Source organism: Microbulbifer maximicatervae (SeqCode), assembly GCF_052467305.1.
Window position 1 is genome coordinate 4787544 of sequence record NZ_CP174306.1, and the last position, 22798, is coordinate 4810341.

At 45.3% G+C, this 22798-nt stretch carries 27 protein-coding genes; 22 read left to right on the forward strand and 5 right to left on the reverse strand.

Translation table 11 applies throughout. The features are described from left to right. Positions 1-40: 40 nt before the first annotated feature. The 6 genes from ACJJI4_RS20885 to ACJJI4_RS20910 are packed head-to-tail and all read left to right on the forward strand — an operon-like array spanning position 41 to position 3403. Complete coding sequence (locus tag ACJJI4_RS20885; RefSeq protein ID WP_444895577.1) at positions 41-163, forward strand: hypothetical protein; 123 nt, start codon at positions 41-43, stop codon at positions 161-163. A gap of 13 nt (positions 164-176) precedes the next feature. Beyond that, positions 177-743, forward strand: a complete 567-nt coding sequence (gene tsaC, locus ACJJI4_RS20890; protein WP_444926340.1) for an L-threonylcarbamoyladenylate synthase type 1 TsaC — start codon at positions 177-179, stop codon at positions 741-743. A gap of 27 nt (positions 744-770) precedes the next feature. Next, entirely contained in the window at positions 771-1676 is a 906-nt protein-coding gene (gene hemF / locus ACJJI4_RS20895) for an oxygen-dependent coproporphyrinogen oxidase (protein ID WP_444926341.1), read from the forward strand. Between the two features lie 30 nt (positions 1677-1706). After that, positions 1707-2156, forward strand: coding sequence for a DUF6841 family protein (locus tag ACJJI4_RS20900; protein WP_413663901.1), 450 nt, complete (start codon positions 1707-1709; stop codon positions 2154-2156). After that, the gene (aroE, locus tag ACJJI4_RS20905) at positions 2153-2986 is read left to right on the forward strand and encodes a shikimate dehydrogenase (protein ID WP_444926342.1); all 834 of its coding nucleotides are present in this window, start codon (positions 2153-2155) and stop codon (positions 2984-2986) included. The genes ACJJI4_RS20900 and aroE overlap by 4 nt, the downstream gene beginning before the upstream one ends. A 15-nt stretch (positions 2987-3001) precedes the next feature. Then, positions 3002-3403 (forward strand): hypothetical protein, encoded by a 402-nt coding sequence (locus ACJJI4_RS20910; protein WP_282930533.1) that lies wholly within the window; start codon positions 3002-3004, stop codon positions 3401-3403. 32 nt (positions 3404-3435) lie between these two features. Here the strand turns inward: ACJJI4_RS20910 and ACJJI4_RS20915 are convergent, their stop codons facing one another. The 3 genes from ACJJI4_RS20915 to ACJJI4_RS20925 all read right to left on the reverse strand — a co-directional run bounded on the left by ACJJI4_RS20915 (position 3436) and on the right by ACJJI4_RS20925 (position 5528). Then, a complete protein-coding gene (locus tag ACJJI4_RS20915) occupies positions 3436-3954 on the reverse strand; it encodes a carboxymuconolactone decarboxylase family protein (protein WP_413663903.1) in 519 nt (172 codons plus the stop codon). Positions 3955-4039: 85 nt separating this feature from the next. After that, positions 4040-4954: a LysR family transcriptional regulator gene (locus ACJJI4_RS20920; RefSeq protein WP_444926343.1), complete on the reverse strand. Its 915-nt coding sequence runs from the start codon at positions 4952-4954 to the stop codon at positions 4040-4042. Between the two features lie 19 nt (positions 4955-4973). Then, on the reverse strand, positions 4974-5528 hold the full coding sequence (locus tag ACJJI4_RS20925; RefSeq protein WP_444892455.1) for a gamma carbonic anhydrase family protein: 555 nt from the start codon (positions 5526-5528) through the stop codon (positions 4974-4976). 65 nt (positions 5529-5593) lie between these two features. Here ACJJI4_RS20925 and ACJJI4_RS20930 point away from each other — a divergent pair, with 65 nt between their 5' ends. Genes ACJJI4_RS20930 through ACJJI4_RS20940 form a run of 3 tightly spaced genes read left to right on the forward strand, consistent with a single transcriptional unit; the run spans position 5594 to position 8783 of the window. Continuing rightward, positions 5594-7642, forward strand: coding sequence for a M3 family metallopeptidase (locus tag ACJJI4_RS20930; RefSeq protein ID WP_444926344.1), 2049 nt, complete (start codon positions 5594-5596; stop codon positions 7640-7642). Between the two features lie 35 nt (positions 7643-7677). Continuing rightward, complete coding sequence (locus tag ACJJI4_RS20935) at positions 7678-7956, forward strand: YheV family putative zinc ribbon protein (RefSeq protein WP_444926345.1); 279 nt, start codon at positions 7678-7680, stop codon at positions 7954-7956. After that, positions 7953-8783, forward strand: coding sequence for a hypothetical protein (locus tag ACJJI4_RS20940; RefSeq protein WP_444926346.1), 831 nt, complete (start codon positions 7953-7955; stop codon positions 8781-8783). The genes ACJJI4_RS20935 and ACJJI4_RS20940 overlap by 4 nt, the downstream gene beginning before the upstream one ends. Before the next feature lie 204 nt (positions 8784-8987). Here ACJJI4_RS20940 and ACJJI4_RS20945 read toward each other — a convergent pair whose 3' ends face one another. Further along, positions 8988-10274, reverse strand: a complete 1287-nt coding sequence (locus tag ACJJI4_RS20945) for an MATE family efflux transporter (protein ID WP_444926347.1) — start codon at positions 10272-10274, stop codon at positions 8988-8990. A 953-nt stretch (positions 10275-11227) separates the two neighbouring features. Here ACJJI4_RS20945 and coxB point away from each other — a divergent pair. Genes coxB through ACJJI4_RS20965 form a run of 4 tightly spaced genes read left to right on the forward strand, consistent with a single transcriptional unit; the run spans position 11228 to position 15416 of the window. Next, complete coding sequence (gene coxB / locus ACJJI4_RS20950) at positions 11228-12373, forward strand: cytochrome c oxidase subunit II (RefSeq protein WP_282930525.1); 1146 nt, start codon at positions 11228-11230, stop codon at positions 12371-12373. Positions 12374-12393: 20 nt separating this feature from the next. Then, complete coding sequence (gene ctaD / locus ACJJI4_RS20955; RefSeq protein WP_282930524.1) at positions 12394-13944, forward strand: cytochrome c oxidase subunit I; 1551 nt, start codon at positions 12394-12396, stop codon at positions 13942-13944. 3 nt (positions 13945-13947) lie between these two features. Continuing rightward, positions 13948-14520 (forward strand): cytochrome c oxidase assembly protein, encoded by a 573-nt coding sequence (locus ACJJI4_RS20960; protein ID WP_282930523.1) that lies wholly within the window; start codon positions 13948-13950, stop codon positions 14518-14520. 5 nt (positions 14521-14525) lie between these two features. Then, complete coding sequence (locus ACJJI4_RS20965) at positions 14526-15416, forward strand: cytochrome c oxidase subunit 3 (RefSeq protein ID WP_282930522.1); 891 nt, start codon at positions 14526-14528, stop codon at positions 15414-15416. Positions 15417-15461: 45 nt separating this feature from the next. On the opposite strand, the gene ACJJI4_RS20970 is transcribed toward ACJJI4_RS20965, so the two are convergent. Then, positions 15462-15686, reverse strand: a complete 225-nt coding sequence (locus tag ACJJI4_RS20970; protein ID WP_413663912.1) for a DUF2909 domain-containing protein — start codon at positions 15684-15686, stop codon at positions 15462-15464. A gap of 32 nt (positions 15687-15718) precedes the next feature. Between ACJJI4_RS20970 and ACJJI4_RS20975 the strand changes: the two genes are divergently transcribed. The 9 genes from ACJJI4_RS20975 (at position 15719) to ACJJI4_RS21015 (ending at position 22773) form a co-directional block, all read left to right on the forward strand. Then, a complete protein-coding gene (locus ACJJI4_RS20975; protein ID WP_444926348.1) occupies positions 15719-16480 on the forward strand; it encodes an SURF1 family protein in 762 nt (253 codons plus the stop codon). Between the two features lies 1 nt (position 16481). Then, entirely contained in the window at positions 16482-17120 is a 639-nt protein-coding gene (locus ACJJI4_RS20980; protein WP_444926349.1) for a redox-active disulfide-containing membrane protein, read from the forward strand. A 25-nt stretch (positions 17121-17145) separates the two neighbouring features. Beyond that, positions 17146-18237 (forward strand): COX15/CtaA family protein, encoded by a 1092-nt coding sequence (locus ACJJI4_RS20985; protein ID WP_444926350.1) that lies wholly within the window; start codon positions 17146-17148, stop codon positions 18235-18237. Between the two features lie 37 nt (positions 18238-18274). Then, a complete protein-coding gene (gene cyoE, locus ACJJI4_RS20990; RefSeq protein WP_444926351.1) occupies positions 18275-19168 on the forward strand; it encodes a heme o synthase in 894 nt (297 codons plus the stop codon). 7 nt (positions 19169-19175) lie between these two features. After that, the gene (locus ACJJI4_RS20995) at positions 19176-19844 is read left to right on the forward strand and encodes an SCO family protein (RefSeq protein ID WP_413663917.1); all 669 of its coding nucleotides are present in this window, start codon (positions 19176-19178) and stop codon (positions 19842-19844) included. 56 nt (positions 19845-19900) lie between these two features. Further along, entirely contained in the window at positions 19901-20692 is a 792-nt protein-coding gene (locus ACJJI4_RS21000; RefSeq protein WP_444926352.1) for a CPBP family intramembrane glutamic endopeptidase, read from the forward strand. A gap of 197 nt (positions 20693-20889) precedes the next feature. Beyond that, positions 20890-22086: a dipeptidase gene (locus ACJJI4_RS21005; protein WP_444926353.1), complete on the forward strand. Its 1197-nt coding sequence runs from the start codon at positions 20890-20892 to the stop codon at positions 22084-22086. An 85-nt stretch (positions 22087-22171) separates the two neighbouring features. After that, on the forward strand, positions 22172-22408 hold the full coding sequence (locus ACJJI4_RS21010; protein WP_444926354.1) for a hypothetical protein: 237 nt from the start codon (positions 22172-22174) through the stop codon (positions 22406-22408). A gap of 194 nt (positions 22409-22602) precedes the next feature. Further along, positions 22603-22773 carry a hypothetical protein gene (locus tag ACJJI4_RS21015; protein ID WP_444926355.1) on the forward strand — a complete coding sequence of 57 codons (171 nt, stop codon included), beginning with the start codon at positions 22603-22605 and terminating at the stop codon, positions 22771-22773. Positions 22774-22798 lie beyond the last annotated feature (25 nt).

Consider the following 22798-nt stretch of genomic DNA (forward strand, 5'->3'; position numbering starts at 1 on the left):
TTGCCAGCGTCCTTCCACTTCGATAGTAAAGAGAGTTGAATTGAGTGAGCCTTGTGTTGCGACTTCAATGGATTCGGACTCTCATCTGCCTGTAGTGGAAGTTGTCCTGGAGACATTCGACATTCCCTATCAACAAGATTTGCAACTGCGTAAAGGGAAGTAAGACTAGCGTTAAAATGAAGTACTCACCGCTTTCCGTAAAACAGGCTGCCCGCGCCCTGGCAGCGGGTGGTGTTATTGCCCATCCCACTGAATCTGTATGGGGCCTGGCTTGCGACCCCAATAACCTGCAGGCTGTCAGGCGCCTGCTACAACTCAAGCATCGTCCGCTTGAAAAGGGTTTGATCCTGGTCTCCGGTGATAGAAGACATTTTGATCCGCTCCTTAGAAACCTTAGTGATCAACAACAGGAGCAGCTGGATTGCAGCTGGCCGGGACCGGTGACATGGCTCGTACCCCATCGGGGCTTAATTCCTGCCTGGGTCTGTGGAGTACATAAATCTGTGGCCCTGCGCTGCACCGATCACCCGTTTACTGCTGCGTTAACACGCGCCTTTGGCGGTGCTATCGTATCCACTTCAGCAAACCCGGCCGGGTCTCAGCCCGCCCGTAATAAGTACCAGGTACTGCGCTATTTCGGCCGCGACCTCGACTTTGTCGGCGGCGGCTCGACCGGCGGCCGCAGCGCCCCCAGTGAAATTCGCGACCTGCAAAGCGGCCGTGTGCTGAGGGCGGGTGCCTAACCTCAAACAGAGACGTAGTTTTCGCCTATGAGTGATATCGATACCAAGGAAGTAAAGGCCTATCTACTCGGCCTACAAGACCGTATTTGCAATGCCCTGAGCGAAGAAGACGGTCAGTCATTTCGCGAGGACAACTGGGACAGGCCCGGTGGTGGCGGTGGTCGAACTCGAGTGCTGGAAGAAGGGAATCTGATCGAAAAAGGTGGAGTGAACTTTTCCCATGTTTATGGGGATGGACTCCCGCCTTCGGCCACAGCTAATCGCCCCGAACTGGCCGGTTGTTCTTTTGAAGCAATGGGCGTCTCCCTGGTCATTCACCCGCGCAACCCCTACGTGCCCACTAGCCATGCAAACGTGCGTCTATTTGTGGCGAAAAAGCCAGGAGCTGAGCCCATCTGGTGGTTTGGTGGCGGCTATGATTTGACCCCGTATTACGGCTATCACGAGGATGTCGTACATTGGCACCAAACGGCCAAGCAGGCCTGTGAGCCTTTTGGCAGCGAGGTATACCCTCGCTTTAAGCAGTGGTGTGACAAATATTTCTACTTGAAGCATCGGGATGAAGCTCGGGGAGTCGGCGGACTCTTTTTCGATGATTTTAACGAAGGTGGCTACGACAATGCTTTTGCGCTTATGCGCGCAGTTGGCGATAGTTATTTGGAGGCTTATCTACCCATTGTGCAGAAGCGCAAAGAGGCTGCTTACGGTGAGCGCGAGCGTGAATTCCAACTCTACCGCCGTGGGCGCTATGTGGAATTCAACCTGGTCTTTGATCGTGGCACTCTGTTCGGATTGCAAAGTGGTGGGCGTACAGAATCCATTCTGATGTCCTTGCCGTCACTGGTGAGCTGGAAGTATGACTGGCAACCAGAGCCGGGATCTGAGGAAGAGAAGCTATACACTGATTTTCTGCCACACAGAGACTGGGTATAGCCAAGCAATTTGTCACAATGGAGGTTTGTTGTGCACCCATCGCGATTGGAAGGAATCAACTCCCTGTTTCTCGATTACAGGCGGCATTTTGAAACGGGAGATGTTGAGCAGATTGCTGACTTTTATCGTTTCCCACTGCACTACTACCGGGAAGATGGCGTAAAGCTAACTGTAGAACGGGATGAGTTTATCCAGCAGGTGGTTAAGCTCCTCAATGCTTATCGACGCCTTGGTGTCTGTCAGATTCTCGGCACTGTTACCGAGGTGATAGAGCTGAATAATTACAGCACCCTTGCGAGCTTGCGCTGGACTTTGTTACACCCACAGGGGGAAGAAAAGGCGGTAGAGCTGTACAGCTCACAAACCCGCTATTTAGTCACCGAAGCTGCCGACGGCCTCAAAATTGACGGTTTAATAATTGTCGATGAAAGTGCCAAGATTCGTGAGGCAGCGAGAGAGCGCAAAAGGGCGGAATCATGAGTGACCGCTATGCGGTGGTGGGTAACCCTATAGAGCACTCCCTCTCACCGGAAATACACCGAGCCTTTGTCGCGCAAACAGGCGAGGATATCGATTACAGGAAACTGCTTGCCCCTCTGGATGGCTTTGTTGATTACGCGCGAACTTTTTTTGCTGAGGGTGGTTGTGGCCTCAATGTAACGGTGCCCTTCAAGCTGCAAGCATTTGAGATGGCGGATAACTTGACCGAGCGGGCTGCGTCAGTGGGAGCGGTGAATACCTTGGCACTGGCCGAAGGTGGAAAGATTCTCGGCGACAACACCGACGGGACCGGCCTGGTATTTGATATTTGTACCAACTTGGGCTGGAAAATCAAGGATCGGAAAGTTCTCTTGCTGGGATCCGGCGGAGCCGCCCGGGGAGCATTGCTGCCAATCCTTGCGGAAAAACCTGCACATTTACATATTGCCAACCGCACCGCAGAAAAAGCGGTACAGCTTGCGGCAGAATTTTCCCAGTTGGGCGAATTAAGTGGTGGCGGCCTGGAGGAATTGAGAGGCTGCTACGACCTGATTATCAATGCGAGTTCCGCAAGCCTTGGCGGTGTGCTGCCGCCGCTTCCTGAAGGCTGTGTCGCCAGTCATGGTAAAGCTTACGACATGATGTACGCCGCCGAGCCAACGCCTTTTTTACAATGGGCGCGTGGACAGGGCGCAGAGAGTGCTGATGGCCTTGGGATGTTGGTAGAGCAGGCCGCTGAATCATTTTTGCTGTGGCGGAATATTCGTCCAGAAACAGCGCCAGTCATGGCTAAGCTGCGCCGGGACCTCAACCAGACAACCGATAATTAAAAGAGAGAAAGCGTTGTGCGTGATATTGTGCGAAACCTGTCGATTTGTTTTGCTGTGGGGTGTTTCGGTGGGCTTTGCTATGCCGTGGGGCTATGGGCGATGGGGCGGTATGGTTTCACCCAGTTTCTAGGGGTAGATTTGGCGCCATCCCTGAGCAATGCCTACCTGTACCAGCGCGTAGTTTGGGGTGGAGTTTTCGGGTTGCTGTTTTTGTTGCCTTTGCGCAACGCCTGGTTAATACGGGGCTTCCTCTTATCCCTGGTGCCGGCAGGGTTGATGCTGTTGTATCTTCTGCCGCAGAGAGGTTATGACTACGGTGCTCTGGTACTGGGACAAATGACGCCCCTGGTTATAGTTCTAGCTTGTGCCATTGGCGGCATAGGTGCATCGGCACTGCTGCGGCTACAGGGTAAATAGTGAGGAGGCCTTGGTTGCCAAGGCCTACCACATCACTGTTTAAATTCGATCTCAACCAGGCTGCAGCTTTGGGTATATCCCATAGCCCGCTTGATTGTGGGGAAGACTGACGCGGTAGCGACGCTGACCCCCAGCTCGATTCTCTGTCGGTTATCCAGTTGTGCACCTATCCGTTCATTGAGAACAGGATCGATCGTTTTGTAGCTGGCCACGGCTGTTGCAAAATCAAAAATGTCCTGCAAGTTCTCAGGCAGGCCGCTGCCGCCTTGGATACAAGCTTTCACCAAGTGGGGTTCAACACCAGCCTCTAAGGCCATACGCACATTCAGTTGCAGGCACATGCCGCAATCAGCTACTTGCATTGCCGCTATCTTACTCACCCAAAAAACATCAATAGGTAAAAACTCCCTGTGCATGGATAGGGGCTGAAAATTTCTAAATTTTTCAAAGCCTTCAGGAGAGCCCTGAAGAAACTCGCGCAAGTAGTCCATGTCATAGCGGTATTTTTGGGAGAAGGCCTCCATTTCCTGGAGATATTGCTGTTTGGACATAGTTTGGCTCCTAATCAAGTCGGATTGAGTCACAGACCATCGGCCTACAACGCCAAGTCTTATGTAAAAACCTGATAGGTAAAAATTAGTTTCTATCGGATATTTCGATAGGTGGGCTGTAAAAGTTACCGTAGAGTCGCCGGGCCTCTCGGGCAAACCATTGCGCAGCTAAGCCTTGTGGCGTCTGCTTGGACCAGAGCAGATCCACACCGAGGCTCCAGGTATTGAGAGAACCGGTTAAGTTGAGCTCAACCAACCTGCCGCTTTTTAAAAAGGGGCGGGCCAGTTCGTAGGGCGCATTGACCCACCCAACCCCCTTACATGCCAGATCTAGGGCCTGTAGCAGAGAATCACTTCGCCAGGTCTGTGCAGAGAGCTGCCAACGGTACCTTTGGGATTCTGGTGCTGTGGTGATCTGTCGGTGCTGGGCCGCTTCATTCAATGAGGATTGTTTTTTCTGGGCCAGGGGATGTTCCGGACAGGCCAGGCTAAGTACCCGCTGTTGTCCCAGGTTACTGGTATCCAGCGAGCTGGGATAGGAATCCCTTGAGGTGACAAAGGCAAAATCGGCTTCACCCTGTGTCACCTGCTGGACCGCTTCCTCCCCAGTAACACTGCCGAGCTGAAGCTCAGTATGCGGGAAGCGCTCGCTGAAAGTTACCAGCATATCGTTGAGTCGATCCGGCATTACCAGCTCTTCAAATAATATATTGAGCTGGGGCTCTTCTCCCCGCTGGAAGGAATTTGCCGCCTGTTGGAAGCGCTGCAACTGCCCCAACGATTGACGTGCTAATGGCAGTAATGCCAAAGCGGCGGCGGTGGGTTGTGGATATTTCCCTTCGCGGTTAAATAGAATCAGCCCCAGGTCGAGCTCAAGATTTTGAATCAAGCTGCTTACAGAAGACTGAGCCCGGCCCACTTCGCGAGCAACCGCCGAAAAAGATCCGACTTCACAGGAGCGCACAAAAATATGCAGCTGGTCCATATTTAGGTTAAGCATAGCGGGGAGCCGGCTGTCACTATGGTTGCTGCTTAAGGAGATACTGATCTTTCAGTTTCACGTAGTTTTCAGCGGAATACTTAAAGAAAGCCTTTTCCTTGTCAGACAGGGGGCGCGCCTTTTTGCAGGGGGCGCCTACGTAGAGATAACCACTCTCCAGGGTTTTACCGGGCGGAACCAGTGCTCCGGCTGCCAGTACGACATCGTCCTCAATAATGGCTCCGTCGAGAACAATAGATCCGATACCAATTAAGATCCGGTTGCCGATGGTACAACCGTGCAGGCAGGCTTTATGACCGATAGTGACATCTTCGCCAATAGTCAGCGGCCAACCGTCGGCGTTGAATGGTCCCGCATGGGTGATATGGAGAACAGCCCCATCCTGTACACTGGTTCGCGCGCCGATGCGGATCTTATGCATATCACCGCGCACAACGGCCATGGGCCATACGGAGCAATCATCCCCCAAGGTAACGTCACCAATGACTGCGGATTGCGGATCGATATATACGCTGTCGCCAAGTTCTGGAAACTTCTCGCCGTGGGAATCATCGTGGCTGCGCAGTGGGGACATAAATAAGCTCCTGTACAATGAATCCTCTATCATAGCTTTATCCTAATTCGAGCACAGAGTCTTATATGTCCAATCCACTGTTGAATATCCCGCTGCTGCCGCCTTTTGATAATCTCGAGCCCGAGCAGGTGGAACCCGCCATCGCCGAACTGATTAAAACGTGTGAGCAAACCCTTCAACAGGGATTGGAGACCCCCAGCTGGGATAATACGCTGGTGCCTCTGGAACAGGCGGAAGACCAGCTAAATCGAGCCTTCTCCCCAGTCAGTCACCTGAATAGCGTTCTAAGTGGCCCCTGGCGGGCGCCCTATGAGGCCGCTTTAGCCAAAGTGACGGCTTACTGGACAAAGCAGGGGCAAAATCGCGAACTTTACGACCTGTACCTCCAATTAATGCAGTCGCCCGAATTTGCAAACTGGCCACAGGCACGCAAGAAGTCTTTGGAGCTGGGAGTCAGAGACTTTGAACTTGGTGGTGTAGGCCTTGAAGGAGAGGCCCGTGAAAAGTTTGCCGCTAACAGTCAGCGTTTGGCGGAGTTATCCAGCCAATTTGCCAACAATGTCCTCGATGCAACTAATGCCTGGACCTGGCATACGAATGATGAAGCTCAGCTTCAGGGGCTTCCTCAAACTGCTCTTGCCGCTGCACGGAATGCAGCTGAGGCAAAAGGCCTCGATGGGTGGTTGATTACCTTAGAGGGGCCCAGCTTTCTCGCTGTTATGACCCACGCTGAAAATAGATCTCTGCGTCGGGATGTCCATTTGGCTTTTGTTTGTCGAGCATCCGAAGTTGGTCCCCAGGCAGGTGAATACGATAACTCCGAAGTGATGGAGGCAATTCTCGCATTGCGCGCTGAACAGGCCAGTTTACTGGGAATGAACAGCTATGCGGAGTTGTCATTGGCCAGCAAAATGGCTCCAAATACAGAGCGGGTTTTGGAATTTCTACAGGATCTGGCAGAACGAGCCAGGCCAGCTGCCCAACGAGAAATGGCTGAGCTGAAAGCGTTTGCTGCAGACCAACTCAGTATTGAAGAGTTGCAACCATGGGATGTGGCCTGGGCCGCAGAAAAGCTCAAACAGCAGCGATACGCCATCAGCCAAGAGGAATTGAGGCCCTATTTCCCTTACGCCAAAGTCGTTGACGGCCTCTTTACTGTGGTGGACAAATTATTCGGAATCACAGTTGAAGAAGATACCAGCGTTGCTACTTGGCATGCCGACGTGCAGTTCTTTTGGCTGCTGAGAGATGGCGAAAAGATAGCTGGTTTCTATTTGGATGCGTTCGCGCGTGAGAAAAAACGTGGCGGGGCCTGGATGGATACAGTAAGTAGTCGTCGCCACACGCTCAACGGACTCCAGTTGCCTATAGCTTATCTAGTATGTAATTTCAGTCCGGCTGCAGGTGATATCCCCTCACTTTTAACCCACACGGAAGTAACCACTTTATTCCATGAATTCGGCCATGGCCTCCACCATATGCTGACACAGATTGATGTGGCAGCAGTTTCTGGTATTAATGGTGTTGCTTGGGATGCGGTGGAAATGCCCAGCCAATTTCTGGAAAATTGGTGTTGGCAACCCCAGGCTATTTCCATAATTTCTGCACACTTCGAAACTGGAGAGGCTCTTCCCGAAGCTTTACTGAATAAAATGCTGGCAGCGAAAAATTTCCAGTCTGCCATGTTTACAGTACGCCAGTTGGAGTTTGCACTTTTTGATTTTCGCCTCCATGCCAGCGAAGAGGCATTGACCGCCGATAAAGTTCAGGTTTTACTGGATCAGGTACGAGCAGAGGTTGCTGTTGTGCCTATCGCCGCAGAAAACCGCTTCCAAAATGCTTTTAGCCATATTTTTGCTGGTGGTTATGCCGCAGGATATTACAGCTATAAATGGGCAGAAGTGCTTTCGGCAGATGCTTTTTCTCTATTTGAGGAAGATGGTATCTTTAATAGAGAGACGGGAAATAAATTTCTGCACAGTATTTTGGAACAGGGTGGTAGCCGTGATGCGTTGGAGCTGTTTGTTCAATTCCGTGGACGAGAGCCGCAAATTGATGCCCTATTGCGTCACTCTGGTATCGAGCAGCAAGAGCTGAATGTCAGTCCTGTGTAACGGATAAGTCAGTCATGAAATATTGAGTAGTAGTCATGATGAAGAAAGAAGATTCGGCTGAGTCTGGTAAGATCGTTAAAAAACGCTTTATTGCAGGGGCTGTGTGCCCCCGCTGTAGCGAAATGGATAAAATTATTAACTATCACAAGGATGGGAAAAATTATAGGGAATGTGTTGCCTGTGGGTTTAAGGATGAAATTCGATTGCAGTCAGCGCCAACAGAACTGTCTACTCGTGTTAACCAAGATGCAGAGAAAGATATTCACGAGGAACCGGTGAAGCTTATCCAACCCACAAGTAGCCGTAAAAAGTGAAAAAAATATTTTTTATACTGGTGGTTTTTATTGCGGTTGCGATCATAGGTCTCTATGGTCTTGATCGCCATCGAAAAAATACAGAGCAGCAGAGAGAGCAAGTTGCCTATTTACTAACGAGCTGTGTGAATCAGGGGATACTTACGTTATTCCGTTTACAAGCTAATGACTGGAAGACCCATCCAGATTATTACATTGAAGAGGAAAATAGACTGGGAGCTGCGGTAAAAGCCCTACCCGGTCAAATCCTTAAAGGGGAGTCTTTTGAAAAGTGGAGACATGCAATAAAGATTTGTGACAAGCTCACAAGGAATAGTAATTTGCAACATGTCACTATTTTTCGCCCTCTGGGCGATTTCTCCGAAAAGGAGATCTCCAATATATATACTTTGAAAGATCGCGGTGCTCTGCGGAAGCGGGAAAAGACCATTCACGCACTGTATGAATCAGCAGAAGCTGCTGCTCGCTATATGAAAGACCTAAAGCGTGATATCAACACGCAATTAAAAGCCTTTCGTTTTTCAGATGAAGAGCGCGAATTAACTCTTCAAAGAATCAGTTCTCAGGTTTTAGATAATTACCAACAAGGTAACTTTTCCAAAAAGCAGGCAGATACCTATCTGGAAAGAGTGTCCCTTTTTTATAGAACTATGGCCGAGAATCCAAAGTCCTATAGTGTCCGAAACGGCAGCCTATATTTTTATAGCCAAGAATTAAAGCAGAAGGTTGAAGACTTATATAACGCTGTCATCCAGGGAGAGCGAGCGTTTTATGGAAATTTTAAGCAAATTCTAGTGCAAAAACAGGTGCAGTCTTCAAGCTATTAAAAATGTGAGCGGGCTTTATTATTTGTTGCTGAGCCCGCTCAGTATTTACCATCCTGAGATTATATTTTTAAATGTGTTTATAGCATCGTAAGAGATTTACTATTTTTATAGGCAGTAGCCTTGACTTAGGTAGTTAATTTCCCAATCGCAAAATATGTCATATTTTTTTACATTAAAAAATAACTCTAAATACCCTGCTGCGCTTTACTGTAATTTACGTAGCCAGGAGTTGGTTGCAGTGTAGTATTGAAAATATACTATGAGCCCTAAAGATCGTGCTCCAATCCATAAAAACAAGCTGAACCATATGCCCGTATTCCCCCAATCCCTTGTAAACCACCAGGCGGGAAAGAAAACCAGTACTGAGGCAATAAACATAGTATTACGCATATCGCGACTTTTCCCAGCACCGATAAAAACACCATCGAGCTGATAGCTCCAAACCGCTAATAAAGGTAGTGCACAGAGCCACCAATATACCTGTTCTGCTTGGTGGATTACTGGTTTGATATCTGTAAATAAGGATAGAATCAAGGGTTTCCCTGAAACTAGTACCAGCGTAATCAGGACAGCGCTTCCCAGGGCCCATAAACCTGCACTGCGAACGGTATTTCTGAATAGAGCCGTTGATCTCTTTGCCATGGATTCCCCAACCAAGGCCTCGGTAGCATGAGCAAAACCATCCAGGGCATAGGAAGTCATCATTAATAACTGCATAAGAATAGCATTTGCAGCAAGTACATTATCACCTTGGGCTGCCCCTTGTGCAGTAAAAAAAGTGAGTGTTAGCAAGAGCAAACAGGTTCTTATAAATAAGTCTGTATTTATCTTTAAAAGATTAATCCATGGGGATGAATCGATCCAGGGGAGAAGTTTCTTCTGCCCAATTTCTTTGCGTATATAGGCCCAGATATCAACATGAACCCTGGTAAGAAGATATAGACCCAGTAGAAATGCAAAAATATCAGCGAGTACCGTTGCCGCTGCTGCACCTTTTGCCCCTAGGCCCAGGCCAAGAATAAATAGGAAATCGAGGGCTATGTTCAGTAGATTGGCAGCGAAAAGTATATATAGAGGCGCACGGCTATCTTGTCGACCAATAAAAAAACCCAGAATGGCAAAGTTTGCCAGAGCCAGGGGGGCAGATAACAGACGTATTTGTAGGTAGGCCAGTGCGTGGGGTTGTGCTTCCTGACTGGCATTCATCCACTCAACGATATAGTAGATTAAAGGAGAGGCAACAATAAACAGAGTGATTCCCAGCCCCATGGCTAATACTAGTGCACGTACTAACCATTGAATCCCAAGATCTGTACTCCGAGCCACCAGTCCGGTAGTACCCATGCGCAGAAACCCAAATGCCCATAAAAGCATCGACATTACGCTAGCCCCGATAGCTACACCGGATAGGTACTCTGCAGATGGGAGGTGACCAAGAATTGCGGTATCTACTATCCCGAGTAAGGGCACTGAAATATTACTCAGTATCATTGGCCAAGCCAGATTCCAGACGCGAGACATGGGTTGGGATTCAAGTTTTGTAGAAGAAGGCATAAGTCATAACAACTAACGGATAGATTGGTTTCTAGCCGAAATCGGAAAAAGAAAAGCTGTGCAGGCGGATTCTACCAATGGTAACAGTACAGAGCTGATAAGACCCTTTTCCTAAATCGGACTCCCAATACTGCTATTTGCAATTCATTTCGTAACGCTTACAAAATCGAAACGAAATGTTTGGCGGAAAAATCATTTCGATTGAGTGTAGATAGTACAGGATTCTGTATTGATCTGCCTGATAATCCTCAAGCTTATTGAAACTAATCTGCCTTGGTTGTGTGAAGCAGTCAGAATTTAGTATTAGGGATTAAAAATCGTTGTCAATCTGTGTAAAAGCAATCAGGGACACTTGAACCAGAGGGTTTATACTTCTCTTGGCAGTATTATTAATGCTTGATTAGTTGTCATCTTTCACCAAATAAATTGCCATGTCTCTATTTGGAGCGATATTTTTTCTACTTGTGGAAAAGTATCCTATCAAAGAGGTTAAATTTATTTGTTAATCACCGAATTTTTTCATAAAGCAGCAATGTTATTCAAAAATGATCCCGATTGACTTTTTCGTGTCGATGTGTTCCTTTTGTACCTGCAGTAGTTGCGACAAATAAAGAAACTGGTTGTTGGTTGTACCTTTCCGGACGACGGCATCTGGAGTAAAAAATCTTTTACTAAGAATAACAAGTTGCACTGACGGCAGTAACGCGAGGTGGTCTCCTCGCCCAGTGTATGTAGTCTTGTGTTACTACAGTATGTCCACAAATTTTGTGTGGAATTAATCCTGTTAGGCAGTTGATACAGGTAAAATTCGCTTATCCGTGAAGGCCAGTGGCCAAAATAAAAATTACGGGTTTCCCTGGGAGACCCGCAACCACGGAGATCTGTAGGCGATGTTGAAAGGCTTTGATCGGCTGTTCGCCTTGCTGGCTACTTCGCTGTCTGCACAAGCGGTGTTAGCGAATGAGCAGGACGTTGAGCGCTGGGGGGTTAATATGCCCCAGGGGGTGACAGAAGTCGCCCAGACCACCTACGAGCTACACATGCTGATCTTTTGGATTTGTGTGGCTATAGGGGCATTGGTGTTCAGCATCATGTTCTACAGCATGTGGCGGCACCGCAAAAGTAAGGGATACCAAGCGGCCCAATTTCATGAGAGCACGGTTGTGGAGTTGGTGTGGACTATTATTCCCACCGTCATCCTGATTCTGATGGCGATTCCGGCCACCAAAACGCTCTATGATATTTACGATACTGAGGAAGAAGATCTCAATATCGTAATCACCGGTTATCAATGGAAGTGGAAATATGAATATCGGGGCACTGATGTTTCATTCTTTTCCAGCTTGTCCACTCCCAAAGCTCAAATTGATAACCTCCAGCCTAAGGGTGCTAACTACCTCCTAGAAGTCGATGAGCCCCTGGTTGTTCCTATCAAGAAAAAAATCCGCTTCCTGATTACTGCCAATGATGTGATACATGCGTGGTGGGTCCCAGATCTAGCCGTTAAAAAAGATGCTATCCCCGGTTTTATCAATGATGCCTGGACGCGTATTGAGGAGCCGGGAATATATCGCGGACAGTGTGCTGAATTGTGCGGAAAAGACCATGGATTTATGCCTATTGTTGTGAAAGCTGTGCCACAGGCGGAATACGATGCCTGGTTGAGTTCTCGTGCAGCAGAAGCCATGAAAATGCGTGAACTTACAGCGAAGACATTTACCTTCGAAGAGCTTTTTGCTCAGGGTGAAAAAGTCTATACACGCACATGTGCCGCCTGCCACCAGCCGAACGGGCAGGGAGTACCCGGAGTATTCCCGGCAATTGCTGGATCAAAAATTGCTACCGGTCCCCTCAATGGCCACTTAGATATCGTTATTGATGGTTCTACGGTAAACCCCGCAATGCAGGCTTTTGGTGAGCAGCTATCAGAAGTGGATCTGGCTGCGGTAATTACTTACCAGCGAAACGCTTTCGGCAATGAGATGGGTGATACCGTCCAACCCGTAGATATCCTCAACTTTAAGAATAAGCAGTAAGCGCCCGGAGGAATTTAAGAATGGCACATGGTCCTCAGCCCGGTATAAAGCGTTGGCTCTATACGACCAACCACAAAGATATAGGCTCTATGTATTTGTGGTTTAGTTTTGCGATGTTCCTACTCGGCGGATGTATGGCATTGGTTATACGCGCTGAATTATTCGAGCCCGGTTTGCAAATTGTACAGCCGGAATTTTTCAATCAAATGACCACTATGCATGGTCTGATCATGGTATTTGGTGCAGTTATGCCGGCTTTTGTGGGCTTGGCTAACTGGATGATACCAATGATGATTGGTGCGCCAGATATGGCACTGCCAAGAATGAATAACTGGAGTTTTTGGATTTTGCCCTTTGCTTTCGCAATGTTGGCATCGACCTTATTTATGGAAGGGGGAGCGCCTAATTTCGGTTGGACATTTTATGCGCCACTTTCAACGGAATATGCGCCACCCAGCGTAACCTTCTTCATTTTTGCAATTCATATTATGGGTGCCTCGTCCATCATGGGTGCGATCAACATTATCGCTACCATTTTGAATATGCGTGCTCCTGGTATGACCTTGATGAAAATGCCGTTGTTTGTATGGACCTGGCTGATCACTGCTTACCTTTTGATTGCTGTAATGCCAGTGTTAGCCGGAGTAGTGACCATGATGTTGATGGACATTCATTTTGGCACAAGTTTCTTCAGTGCAGCCGGTGGCGGTGATCCGGTTTTATTCCAGCATGTGTTCTGGTTCTTCGGACACCCGGAAGTTTACATCATGATTTTGCCGGCCTTTGGCATTATCTCTGCAATTATCCCCACCTTCGCTCGTAAGCCTCTTTTTGGATACAGCTCCATGGTATATGCCACCGCAGCAATTGCATTCCTGAGCTTTATCGTATGGGCGCACCATATGTTTACTGTGGGAATGCCGATTGCTGGTGAGCTGTTCTTTATGTACGCCACAATGTTGATCGCTGTACCTACAGGAGTGAAAATCTTTAACTGGGTTTCTACCATGTTCCGGGGATCCATGACGTTTGAAACCCCGATGCTTTTTGCAATAGCATTCATCATTCTTTTCGCGATCGGTGGATTCTCCGGCCTGATGCTAGCGATTGCACCTGCAGACTTCCAATATCACGATACGTACTTTGTGGTTGCCCATTTCCACTATGTACTGGTTCCTGGAGCAATCTTCTCAATTACTGCTGGTGTTTACTATTGGTTGCCCAAATGGACTGGCCATATGTATAGCGAAGTTATGGGCAAGGTACATTTCTGGCTGGCATTTATTGGTCTCAATGTAACTTTCTTCCCAATGCACTTTGTTGGCCTGGCCGGCATGCCACGTCGGATACCTGATTACGCACTGCAATTTGCAGATTTCAATCAAATATCCAGTATCGGTGCCTTCCTGTTTGGCGCTGCACAAATAGTATTTTTGTTTAATGTGGTACGAACTGTAATGGGCGGGAAAAAAGCATCCGATCAGGTTTGGGATGATCCTGAGGGACTGGAATGGACGGTTGCTTCCCCGGCCCCATATCACACGTTTAGTACGCCACCGGTTGTACGCTAACCTATGAAAGTTGGAGCAAATGCAAAGGTAACTATCAAGCTGCTGGCCGTGGCGACCAGCATGCTGGTATTTGCAATTTTCATTATGCCGCCTATTTACGATGTCTTCTGTGAAATCACAGGACTCAATGGTAAAACCGGTGGTCGTTATGAAGCTGTGCCAGCTGCGGTTGATAAAAATAGGCTGGTCACAGTGCAATTTGTGGCAAACAATAATGAAAATATGCCATGGGAATTTCGCCCGAGTGTGATGTCTTTGAAAGTACACCCTGGAGAAATTAAAGATACTGTTTTTATTGCAGAAAATAAGACATCTAGGGATATGGTTGGTCAGGCAATTCCCAGTATGGTTCCTTTCAAAGCTGCTGAGTACTTTCATAAAACAGAGTGTTTTTGCTTCAACCAGCAAGAATTAAAAGCGGGAGAGACTGCAGAATTACCACTACGTTTTATTGTGGATCCAGATCTTCCCGCAAGTGTTAATACTGTAACGCTTTCCTATACGTTGTTTGATGTAACGGAAAGGTTTGCCAATAAAACCGATAAGAATGATATCGACCCCGAGCGAGAGGGATAAAAATTATGGCTAGTGAAAGCAGTTATTACGTGCCCGAACAATCCAGGCTGCCAATTTTTGCGACGATAGGTCTATTCCTAATAGCGTTCGGCGCAGCAAATTGGATTAATGGAGGAAGCTCTTATATTTTCTTCACCGGTGCGTTAGCGATGGCCGCAGTTTTGTGGTTTTGGTTTGCTGCCGTAATCAAGGAGAATATGGCAGGGCTCAACAGTGAACAGTTAAAGAGATCATATGTTTGGGGGATGGGCTGGTTTATATTTTCTGAGGTGATGTTTTTTGCTGCATTCTTTGGAGCACTTTATTACATACGCAATTTTACAGTTCCCTGGTTAGGTGGTGAAGGTGATCGTGGAATTTCCAATATGCTTTGGGAGGGATTCGAAAGTAGCTGGCCCCTATATGTGACTCCTGACGCCGCAGCAAACGGAGAAACGGCAAAATTTATGGGGCCTAAAGATGTGATAGACCCATGGCACTTGCCACTATGGAACACCATCATACTTCTCACCTCCAGTGTAACTGTACACTTCGCACATGTTTTCCTGAAAAAGAATCAAAGGAAAAATTTCAATATATTACTGGCAATCACTGTGGCATTGGGTGGGGCGTTTATTTTCCTACAAGGTAAAGAATACTACGAAGCCTATCAACACTTGGGGTTAACACTTGAGTCAGGAATCTATGGTACAACATTCTTTATGCTGACCGGATTTCATGGTGCCCATGTCACACTCGGTACAATTATGTTGTTGATCATGTTGTTAAGGTCTGTGATAGCCAATCATTTTAGACCTGATGATCACTTTGGCTTTGAAGCAGCAAGTTGGTATTGGCATTTTGTCGATGTAGTTTGGGTCGGGCTGTTTATATTTGTATATGTTCTAGGTGCTTAATGTGGGCAAGGCTTTCTATCGTATTAATAGAAAGCCTTTGTTTTCTTAATATTTATCAGCCCAAGGTGCCGTTTTTGCCAAAATGCCACTTTCAAAGCCGTACCAAATGGCAAGAAGTAAGAGTGACGCTAGGAGTATTCTAATACCTAATGCGTAGAGTGTGCGCTTGGATTGAGGTGTTCCCATATCTCTAAGTAGAAAAAAAAGTGCACTTGAAAGACTGGCAAGTACGGAAAGGAATAGGACAACAATAACAATCTTTAGCCACATTTTATTATTTTCCATTATTTATGTAGTTGCGCATGATAGTAGATATTCCATCAGCTTCTGCGAAAGATATCAGTTTACCACTGATTCGCAATTGGCCCATCACGATATTTTCTCTGGGTGCATTCATCCTTTTTATCTTTTTAGGATTGTGGCAGCTTGATAGAGCAAAGCAGAAAGTCGAACTTATGCAAAAGGTGGAGAGTAGGCTCTCTCTGCAACCGCAGGAAATCTCAAATCTAAGTTCTTATCAAGAGTATGCGTCTGTAACTTTAGCGGGAGTTTTTCAGAAGGAAATATATTTTCTGGATAACAGAACAAGAAACGGTCGTGTTGGCTATGAAGTACTACAAGTATTTTCAACAGAAAGTACTGATTGGCTTGTCAATAGAGGTTGGATTCCCTCTACTGGCGACCGAGATAGCTTACCTGAAATAACAGCTTCACTTGATGTGAAATCACTTCAGGGCTACTTATACCCCATCGATACTGAATCCTCCTCGAGTGTTAGTCTAGACCCGGTTTTTAATAATAGAATTCAACAAATAAATTCAAATTTCATTGAGACTATAGGCTTAGTTAACAATAGATGGTCGATCCGTTTGTTTGCGGATTCAGGTGCAGCTTTAATTACTGATTGGAATTTTTTCAATAGTGGCCCTGAAAAACATCAAGCGTATGCTTTCCAGTGGTTCACGATGGCAATAGCTGTCTGGCTTTTATGGGCTTATTCAGCCACAAATATTATTTTTAGATTACGTCGTAGATTGAGTAGAAGTTTGAAAAAGGAGTTTTAAAATGAAACCAAATAGTCAGCCAGTTTCACCTGAAAGAAATCTGAGCAAAAGGAAGCCAGCAAATAAAATCATTCAAGGACTCTCAGTGCTAGCATCCGTCGTACTCCCAATTACAGCTGCCTATGTCGTTTACTATACGGGCTTAGGCATGCCTAAAGAGACGATTAATCAAGGTGAATTATTGCAGCCCCCATTTGATATCACTGAAATAAAAATCACCTTTCAAGGACAACAGCAATCCCTGGCACAAGAGGGAGAATCAAAATGGCGCTATCTAATATTAAGTGACAGTGATTGTGGTAAAGATTGTGAAGATCTCTTGTATATAAGTAGGCAGGTTCATATTCGGCTGGGGGAAAAAGCTCATAGGGTTGAGAGGCTACTGGTGGTTGGTGATAGTTTGGATGAAAAACGACAAGAACAAATACAAATTGAGCATCCGAAACTAAAAATAGTGAATTTGGATGATGAAAACTTTAAGCAGTTGGTACAGAAAACTGATCATGACGGTGTGACTTCAACCAAGGCGTTGCTGGTTGATCAGGAGGGTTATGCAATGATGGCCTATGATCGGCAGCATAGCGGAAACCAATTACTTAAAGATATAAAAAGATTATTGAAGTACTCCTACGAGCAATAAGATTAGTATTCGGAGATTTTCAGTAGTGTCTAAACAAGAAACCCCTAAGAATTGGCGACATATCATTACCTGGGCGGCCTGTATTCTCGCTGTCGTAGTTGTTGTTCTAGGTGCATTTACTAGACTGGTGGATGCTGGTTTGGGATGTCCAGACTGGCCCGGTTGTTATGGTCATCTCACCTGGCCGAACGATATAAAAGAAATTAAAACGGCCAATATGATTTTTCCGGACTCTCCGGTAGATGTCAGTAAAACTTGGCCGGAAATGGTCCATCGATACTTTGCGGGAACTTTACTTTTATTCGTTGGATTGCTCACTTATCTTGCTTGGAGAGATCGGCAAGCTCCAACCTTTAAGCAAACACATATTCTTTTAATTATTATTATACTGCAAGCTGCTTTTGGGATGTGGACGGTAACCTTGAAGCTTTGGCCGCAGGTAGTTACTGCTCATCTATTAGGTGGAATGGCAATATTATCTATGTTGTGGATTCTCTGTGAAAGGTTGGCTGATAAACATAGACAATTACATGGGAGGTATTTACCGGGAATAAGGCGATTACGGCTACTTGCTCTGACTGCAGTTGCAATAGTAATTCTACAGATTGGACTCGGCGGTTGGACCAGCTCTAATTACGCAGCTTTAGCCTGTCCAGATTTTCCAACTTGTCATAACCAATGGTGGCCACAGGCAAACTTTGTAGAAGGCTTTAATATTTTTCAACAAATTGGCCCAAATTATTTAGGTGGTGCATTAGAGAATGATGCACGTACGGCCATACATCTTGCCCATCGTATTGGAGCACTGATTACAACAGCAATTGTACTTATTCTTTCAGTTTTAGCTTGGAGATATGGATTGAGAGGTTGGTCATTATGGCTTACCGGGGTACTACTTCTTCAAGTCAGCTTGGGAATAGCAAATGTTGTTATGTCTCTACCATTAGGGATTGCTGTGGCACACAATGCTGGTGCAGCTCTTCTACTTCTTAGTTTGCTAACTTTTTGTTACCGAATATACACAATGAATGCCGTCATTATAAATAAACAAGAGGTAGTCGATGTGGAAGTAATAGAGCGGGGAGAAGGTTTAACTACCGTGTCCAATCTTAATTAGATACTAAGCGTATATAAATATAAAAATAGGTGCGAATATGGCCATAAATTCCACGAGAATACATCAAATTCAATGGCGGGACTACTATGAGCTTACTAAGCCTCGAGTAGTTATGCTTATGCTGTTAACTTCTGTTATTGGAATGTTTTTAGCTGTTCCAGGAATGGTGCCGCTAGATATTTTAGTATTTGGTAATTTGGGAATTGCATTTTGTGCGGGTAGTGCTGCGGCAGTAAATCATTTAGTTGATCGTCATATTGATACAAAAATGACTCGTACTAGCAATCGCCCGATTGCGAAAGGACGGGTTGAGCCAACTAAAGCTATTGCTTTTGCTCTTAGCTTGGGCGTGACAGGAATGTTTATCCTATTGGTTTTTGTAAATGCCCTTACCGCTTGGCTAACCTTAATATCTCTTCTCGGATATGCGGTGATTTACACCATGTTTCTGAAACGCGCCACACCACAAAACATTGTTATAGGTGGGCTTGCAGGAGCCGCTCCGCCCTTACTGGGATGGACTGCGGTTACTGGGGAAGTGCATGGGCATGCATTGTTGTTAGTATTGATTATTTTTGCTTGGACTCCTCCACATTTTTGGGCCCTTGCCGTACATAGAAAAGAAGAGTATGCAAAAGCTGATATTCCTATGTTGCCGGTTACGCATGGAATACCCTATACAAACCTAAATATAGTTTTGTATACCTTTATTTTACTGGCCGTTAGCCTATTGCCCTTTGCTACCGCGATGTTTGGGTGGTTATATTTACTGGGTGCTGTCGTACTTGGGTTTGGTTTTGTTTATTGGAGCTTTGTAATGCTCATTGGAAAAAACCCCAATGCTGGTATGGAGACTTTCAAATATTCGATAATTTATTTAATGGCACTATTTTTTATCATGCTATTAGATCATTATTTAATTGAAGTGTGAGGGAAAAGTGGAAAATCAATATTCTGCCATCGATAAACAGAAACGTGGAATTAGAATTACCGTTATTGTTCTTTTAGTATTGATTCTTGCTGTGCTTGCAGGATTCATACATAAGCTCGGACAGCCTCGTATTATTACTGATGAGGAACTTAGAATTAATGGCACTGTAAAACTGCAGAGACCAAGAATCATAGAAGATATACAATTATTGTCTGATGACAGTAGAGATTTCTATACTAAAGACTTTCAAGGTAAGTGGACTCTGGTATTTTTTGGGTTTACCCACTGTCCAGATATCTGTCCAACAACTCTATCTACACTTAATAATTTTTATAAAACTTTAGACGAAAGTACCAGAGCATCTACAGACGTAGTACTCGTCTCGGTTGACCCAAGTAGGGACAAGCCGGAACAGTTGGGCCAATATGTCCGTTATTTTAATTCTGAATTTCGTGGTATTACCGGTGATTTTTTTAAGCTGAAGAAATTTGCCACTCAGCTAAATGTACCTTTTAATAAAGTTTCTCTTGCTGAGGGCGGTTATACTATCGATCATGGATCTCAAGTTGTATTAATTAATCCTAGAGGACATTATCACGCCTTTTTTAAGGCACCTCTAGATCCTGCGAAAATGAAGTTGACCTATCGTTCAATACGAGCGACCTTTAATGGATAGTGAAGGAATCGCATGAGCTATTGTTATCAAATTAGATATTAATTCTGGGCCAATCGATGCAAAATGAAGTTGCTGCTTTAAGGAGAAGAGGAGATCAGACACCATCTGGTATGCTGAGTCCTTGGGCTGCACCTATCTTGCTATCACTTTGTATAATTCCTTTTGGCTGGAGTGGGCTTATAGCCCCTTTAATCTGGATTTTCCTGCGAACAATAGAGTCTACTAGCAGTTGGCCGAGAGCGTTGTCTTTTCTTTCTGTAGCAGTTCTAATGCTGGTATCGGGGTTAAATTTGCTTCCCGGTAGTGAACATATCCAGGTATTGCCACCCTATACAGATGCAAGTGGTAATCTTATCTATGCCAGCATAAACAGCGGTAAAGCAGTTATTGCTATTGCCTTATTGGCTTTTATGTTGCGCATGAAGCAGACCTTCCGTTTTACGGACTTACCCTATCTTTTATTGGCTATATTTACTCCTGTTGCATTGGGTCTACTCCTATATACGCCTTCGATAAAATTTACTGGCACTATCGCCGTTGCGGTAATGATAAACTTAGTAATTGTTTGCATTTCTGAAGAGGGGTTCTTCCGGTGGATATTACAGCGGGGTACCGAAGAACTATTAGGACGCTGGCGCTGGTTATCCGTACCAGTTGTAGCTACGGTGTTTGTGCTTCTACATGGAGGGTGGTCAACAGATATCTCCGCAGTTCTATTATTGATAGTCGCCTCAATCTGTTATGCATTGATTTGGACATTGCGGCAGAATTTTTGGATATGCGTAATGACGCATTGGGGGGTAAATCTTTTGCATATGCTCTTGTTGCCTTACCCGTTACCCGGCTAGGCCATATATCATCTGCTTTGGATCATTGTTTTATTGTTATCCCTAAGATTCAGCCAATCTGCAGTTATAATAAAGACAACGATTTAATCTTTGTAGATTAATAAATCAAACTAATGTATTTAAGAAATGTGATTCTAGATGAGCACCATCTACGGTAAATTTTCTAGATATATTCATACAAATAGGGAGATTGTCATTTGAAAAATTATTTTTTAGTTGGGACATTATGTGCACTAACTTGCAACCCTGTATTTGCAGGTGAAGGTAAAGATCTAGCTCAAGAGCTGGTTCAAGAGTATTTGATTGTTGATGGACATGTAGATGTTCCCTATCGTCTCGAACAAGCTGAAGAAGATGTTGGACTTAGCACGGATAAGGGAGACTTTGATTACCCTCGAGCTAAAGCAGGTGGACTAAATGCCCCCTTTATGTCTATTTATGTCCCTGCAGAAAAGGAGGACGAGGGTATTGCCAAATCGTATGCAGATACTTTGATTGATAAAGTTGAGGCAATGGTCAAACAGCACCCGGATAAGTTTGCAATACCTAAGTCAATAAATGATCTACAAAAGCAAGTCGATGCCGGCTTAATTTCCTTACCTTTGGGTATAGAGAACGGAGCTCCTATTGAGGGAGATCTTGCCAATTTAAAGTATTTCTCTGATAGAGGGGTGAGGTACATTACCTTAGCCCACTCAAAGAGCAATCATATCTCTGATTCCTCGTATGATAAAAACAGGCCCTGGGAAGGCTTGAGTGCATTCGGAAAGCGCTTGGTACGAGAGATGAATCGGACGGGAGTAATGATCGATATTTCCCACGTATCAGATGCAGCTTTTTGGCAAGTTGTTGATTTATCCGCTGTTCCTGTTATCGCTTCACACTCTTCGGCAAGGCATTTTACGCCGGGATTTGAACGAAATATGAATGATGAAATGATAAAGGCGTTGGCTCACAATGGCGGCATTATCATGGTGAATTTTGGCTCTACTTTTATTAGTGGTGAATCACTGAATTCATATCGTGAAATAACTGATCAGGTTGAGAAATTTGCTAAAGAAAAGGGTTTACCCAAAGATAGTAAGGAAGTTGAGGAGTACTCCGATAAGCTTTCAACTGAGAAGTTCATTTTTGCAGATTTGGAAGATGTTCTTGATCATTTCGACCATATTCGTGATTTAGTGGGAGTGGATCATATAGGCATTGGATCGGATTTTGACGGTGTCGGAGATAGCTTGCCCGTCGGCTTAAAAGACGTCTCTCAATATCCTAATTTGGTTGAAGGCCTGCTAAAGCGTGGGTATAGCAAGCAGGATATTAAAAAAATTCTAGGCGGAAATTTAGTTAGAGTTTGGCAAGCTAATGAAGATTACGCCAAGCGCAATAAAGGATGAGACTCACACTCCTCTAACCAGCTGAGGCTGCACTATTCTGTCAATAATGTTCAAACGGGCAAAGCCCGTTTGTTTTGTATTATTAATGCAGAAAATACTTTTGGCCGGTTATTTTCGATCTAAGAAAGTACGATTGATAGTGGGTTGGACTGGATTGTCGATTGCCGGTGTATTCTTTCTGTGGGGAATTTTAGGCTTTCTTTCATTTATTCCCTCAATGTTAGATATTTTTGGCGTATTGTGGATGCGGATTCCAGCTGGTATTACAGTTTTTGGTTTGCTGATGGCGGCAATTGGATTCTGGGAATTTGATGAAGATTAGAGGATATGGTGTGTGCTCAAAGTATCAGATTTCTTTATCTTACTGGCAGTATTAATCTCTTTGATATTATCTGCAAGTTTGTGGTTTAGCGGTTATAAGGAGCAAGGCATTTTTACCGCACTTTGGGTTCCCTCTATTCTGACACTGGGTATCTATTTCAAAGTGACGGCTTTGCTAGCTCGCAGGAGATAGTTGTGCCAGAAATTTATCTTTTATTCATTGGGGTGGCAGTCTCGCTTTTTGAGTTAATAGGAATTCTACTGGGCATTCGTGAGTTTCGAAAAGCAGGAAAAGAATTGACTAAACAGCGTATTTCTCTGGAGTCGGCAGCAATAAGAGTGCGGAAGAATGGCGTAGAAAAATGATTGTCGTCCTTAACTACTCTTAGTT

Bases quoted from the DNA above. Each gene is read 5' to 3' on its own strand.
- aroE (WP_444926342.1), top strand. From the start codon at position 2,153: ATGAGTGACCGCTATGCGGTGGTGGGTAACCCTATAGAGCACTCCCTC.
- ACJJI4_RS20920 (WP_444926343.1), bottom strand. From the start codon at position 4,954: ATGCTTAACCTAAATATGGACCAGCTGCATATTTTTGTGCGCTCCTGT.
- ACJJI4_RS20975 (WP_444926348.1), top strand. From the start codon at position 15,719: ATGATAGTAGATATTCCATCAGCTTCTGCGAAAGATATCAGTTTACCA.
- ACJJI4_RS21010 (WP_444926354.1), top strand. From the start codon at position 22,172: ATGCAGAAAATACTTTTGGCCGGTTATTTTCGATCTAAGAAAGTACGA.
- ACJJI4_RS20945 (WP_444926347.1), bottom strand. From the start codon at position 10,274: ATGATACTGAGTAATATTTCAGTGCCCTTACTCGGGATAGTAGATACC.
- ACJJI4_RS21000 (WP_444926352.1), top strand. From the start codon at position 19,901: ATGCAAAATGAAGTTGCTGCTTTAAGGAGAAGAGGAGATCAGACACCA.
- tsaC (WP_444926340.1), top strand. From the start codon at position 177: ATGAAGTACTCACCGCTTTCCGTAAAACAGGCTGCCCGCGCCCTGGCA.
- ACJJI4_RS20915 (WP_413663903.1), bottom strand. From the start codon at position 3,954: ATGTCCAAACAGCAATATCTCCAGGAAATGGAGGCCTTCTCCCAAAAA.
- ACJJI4_RS20930 (WP_444926344.1), top strand. From the start codon at position 5,594: ATGTCCAATCCACTGTTGAATATCCCGCTGCTGCCGCCTTTTGATAAT.
- hemF (WP_444926341.1), top strand. From the start codon at position 771: ATGAGTGATATCGATACCAAGGAAGTAAAGGCCTATCTACTCGGCCTA.
- cyoE (WP_444926351.1), top strand. From the start codon at position 18,275: ATGGCCATAAATTCCACGAGAATACATCAAATTCAATGGCGGGACTAC.
- ctaD (WP_282930524.1), top strand. From the start codon at position 12,394: ATGGCACATGGTCCTCAGCCCGGTATAAAGCGTTGGCTCTATACGACC.
- ACJJI4_RS20925 (WP_444892455.1), bottom strand. From the start codon at position 5,528: ATGTCCCCACTGCGCAGCCACGATGATTCCCACGGCGAGAAGTTTCCA.
- ACJJI4_RS20935 (WP_444926345.1), top strand. From the start codon at position 7,678: ATGATGAAGAAAGAAGATTCGGCTGAGTCTGGTAAGATCGTTAAAAAA.
- ACJJI4_RS20960 (WP_282930523.1), top strand. From the start codon at position 13,948: ATGAAAGTTGGAGCAAATGCAAAGGTAACTATCAAGCTGCTGGCCGTG.
- ACJJI4_RS20970 (WP_413663912.1), bottom strand. From the start codon at position 15,686: ATGTGGCTAAAGATTGTTATTGTTGTCCTATTCCTTTCCGTACTTGCC.
- ACJJI4_RS20965 (WP_282930522.1), top strand. From the start codon at position 14,526: ATGGCTAGTGAAAGCAGTTATTACGTGCCCGAACAATCCAGGCTGCCA.
- coxB (WP_282930525.1), top strand. From the start codon at position 11,228: ATGTTGAAAGGCTTTGATCGGCTGTTCGCCTTGCTGGCTACTTCGCTG.
- ACJJI4_RS20980 (WP_444926349.1), top strand. From the start codon at position 16,482: ATGAAACCAAATAGTCAGCCAGTTTCACCTGAAAGAAATCTGAGCAAA.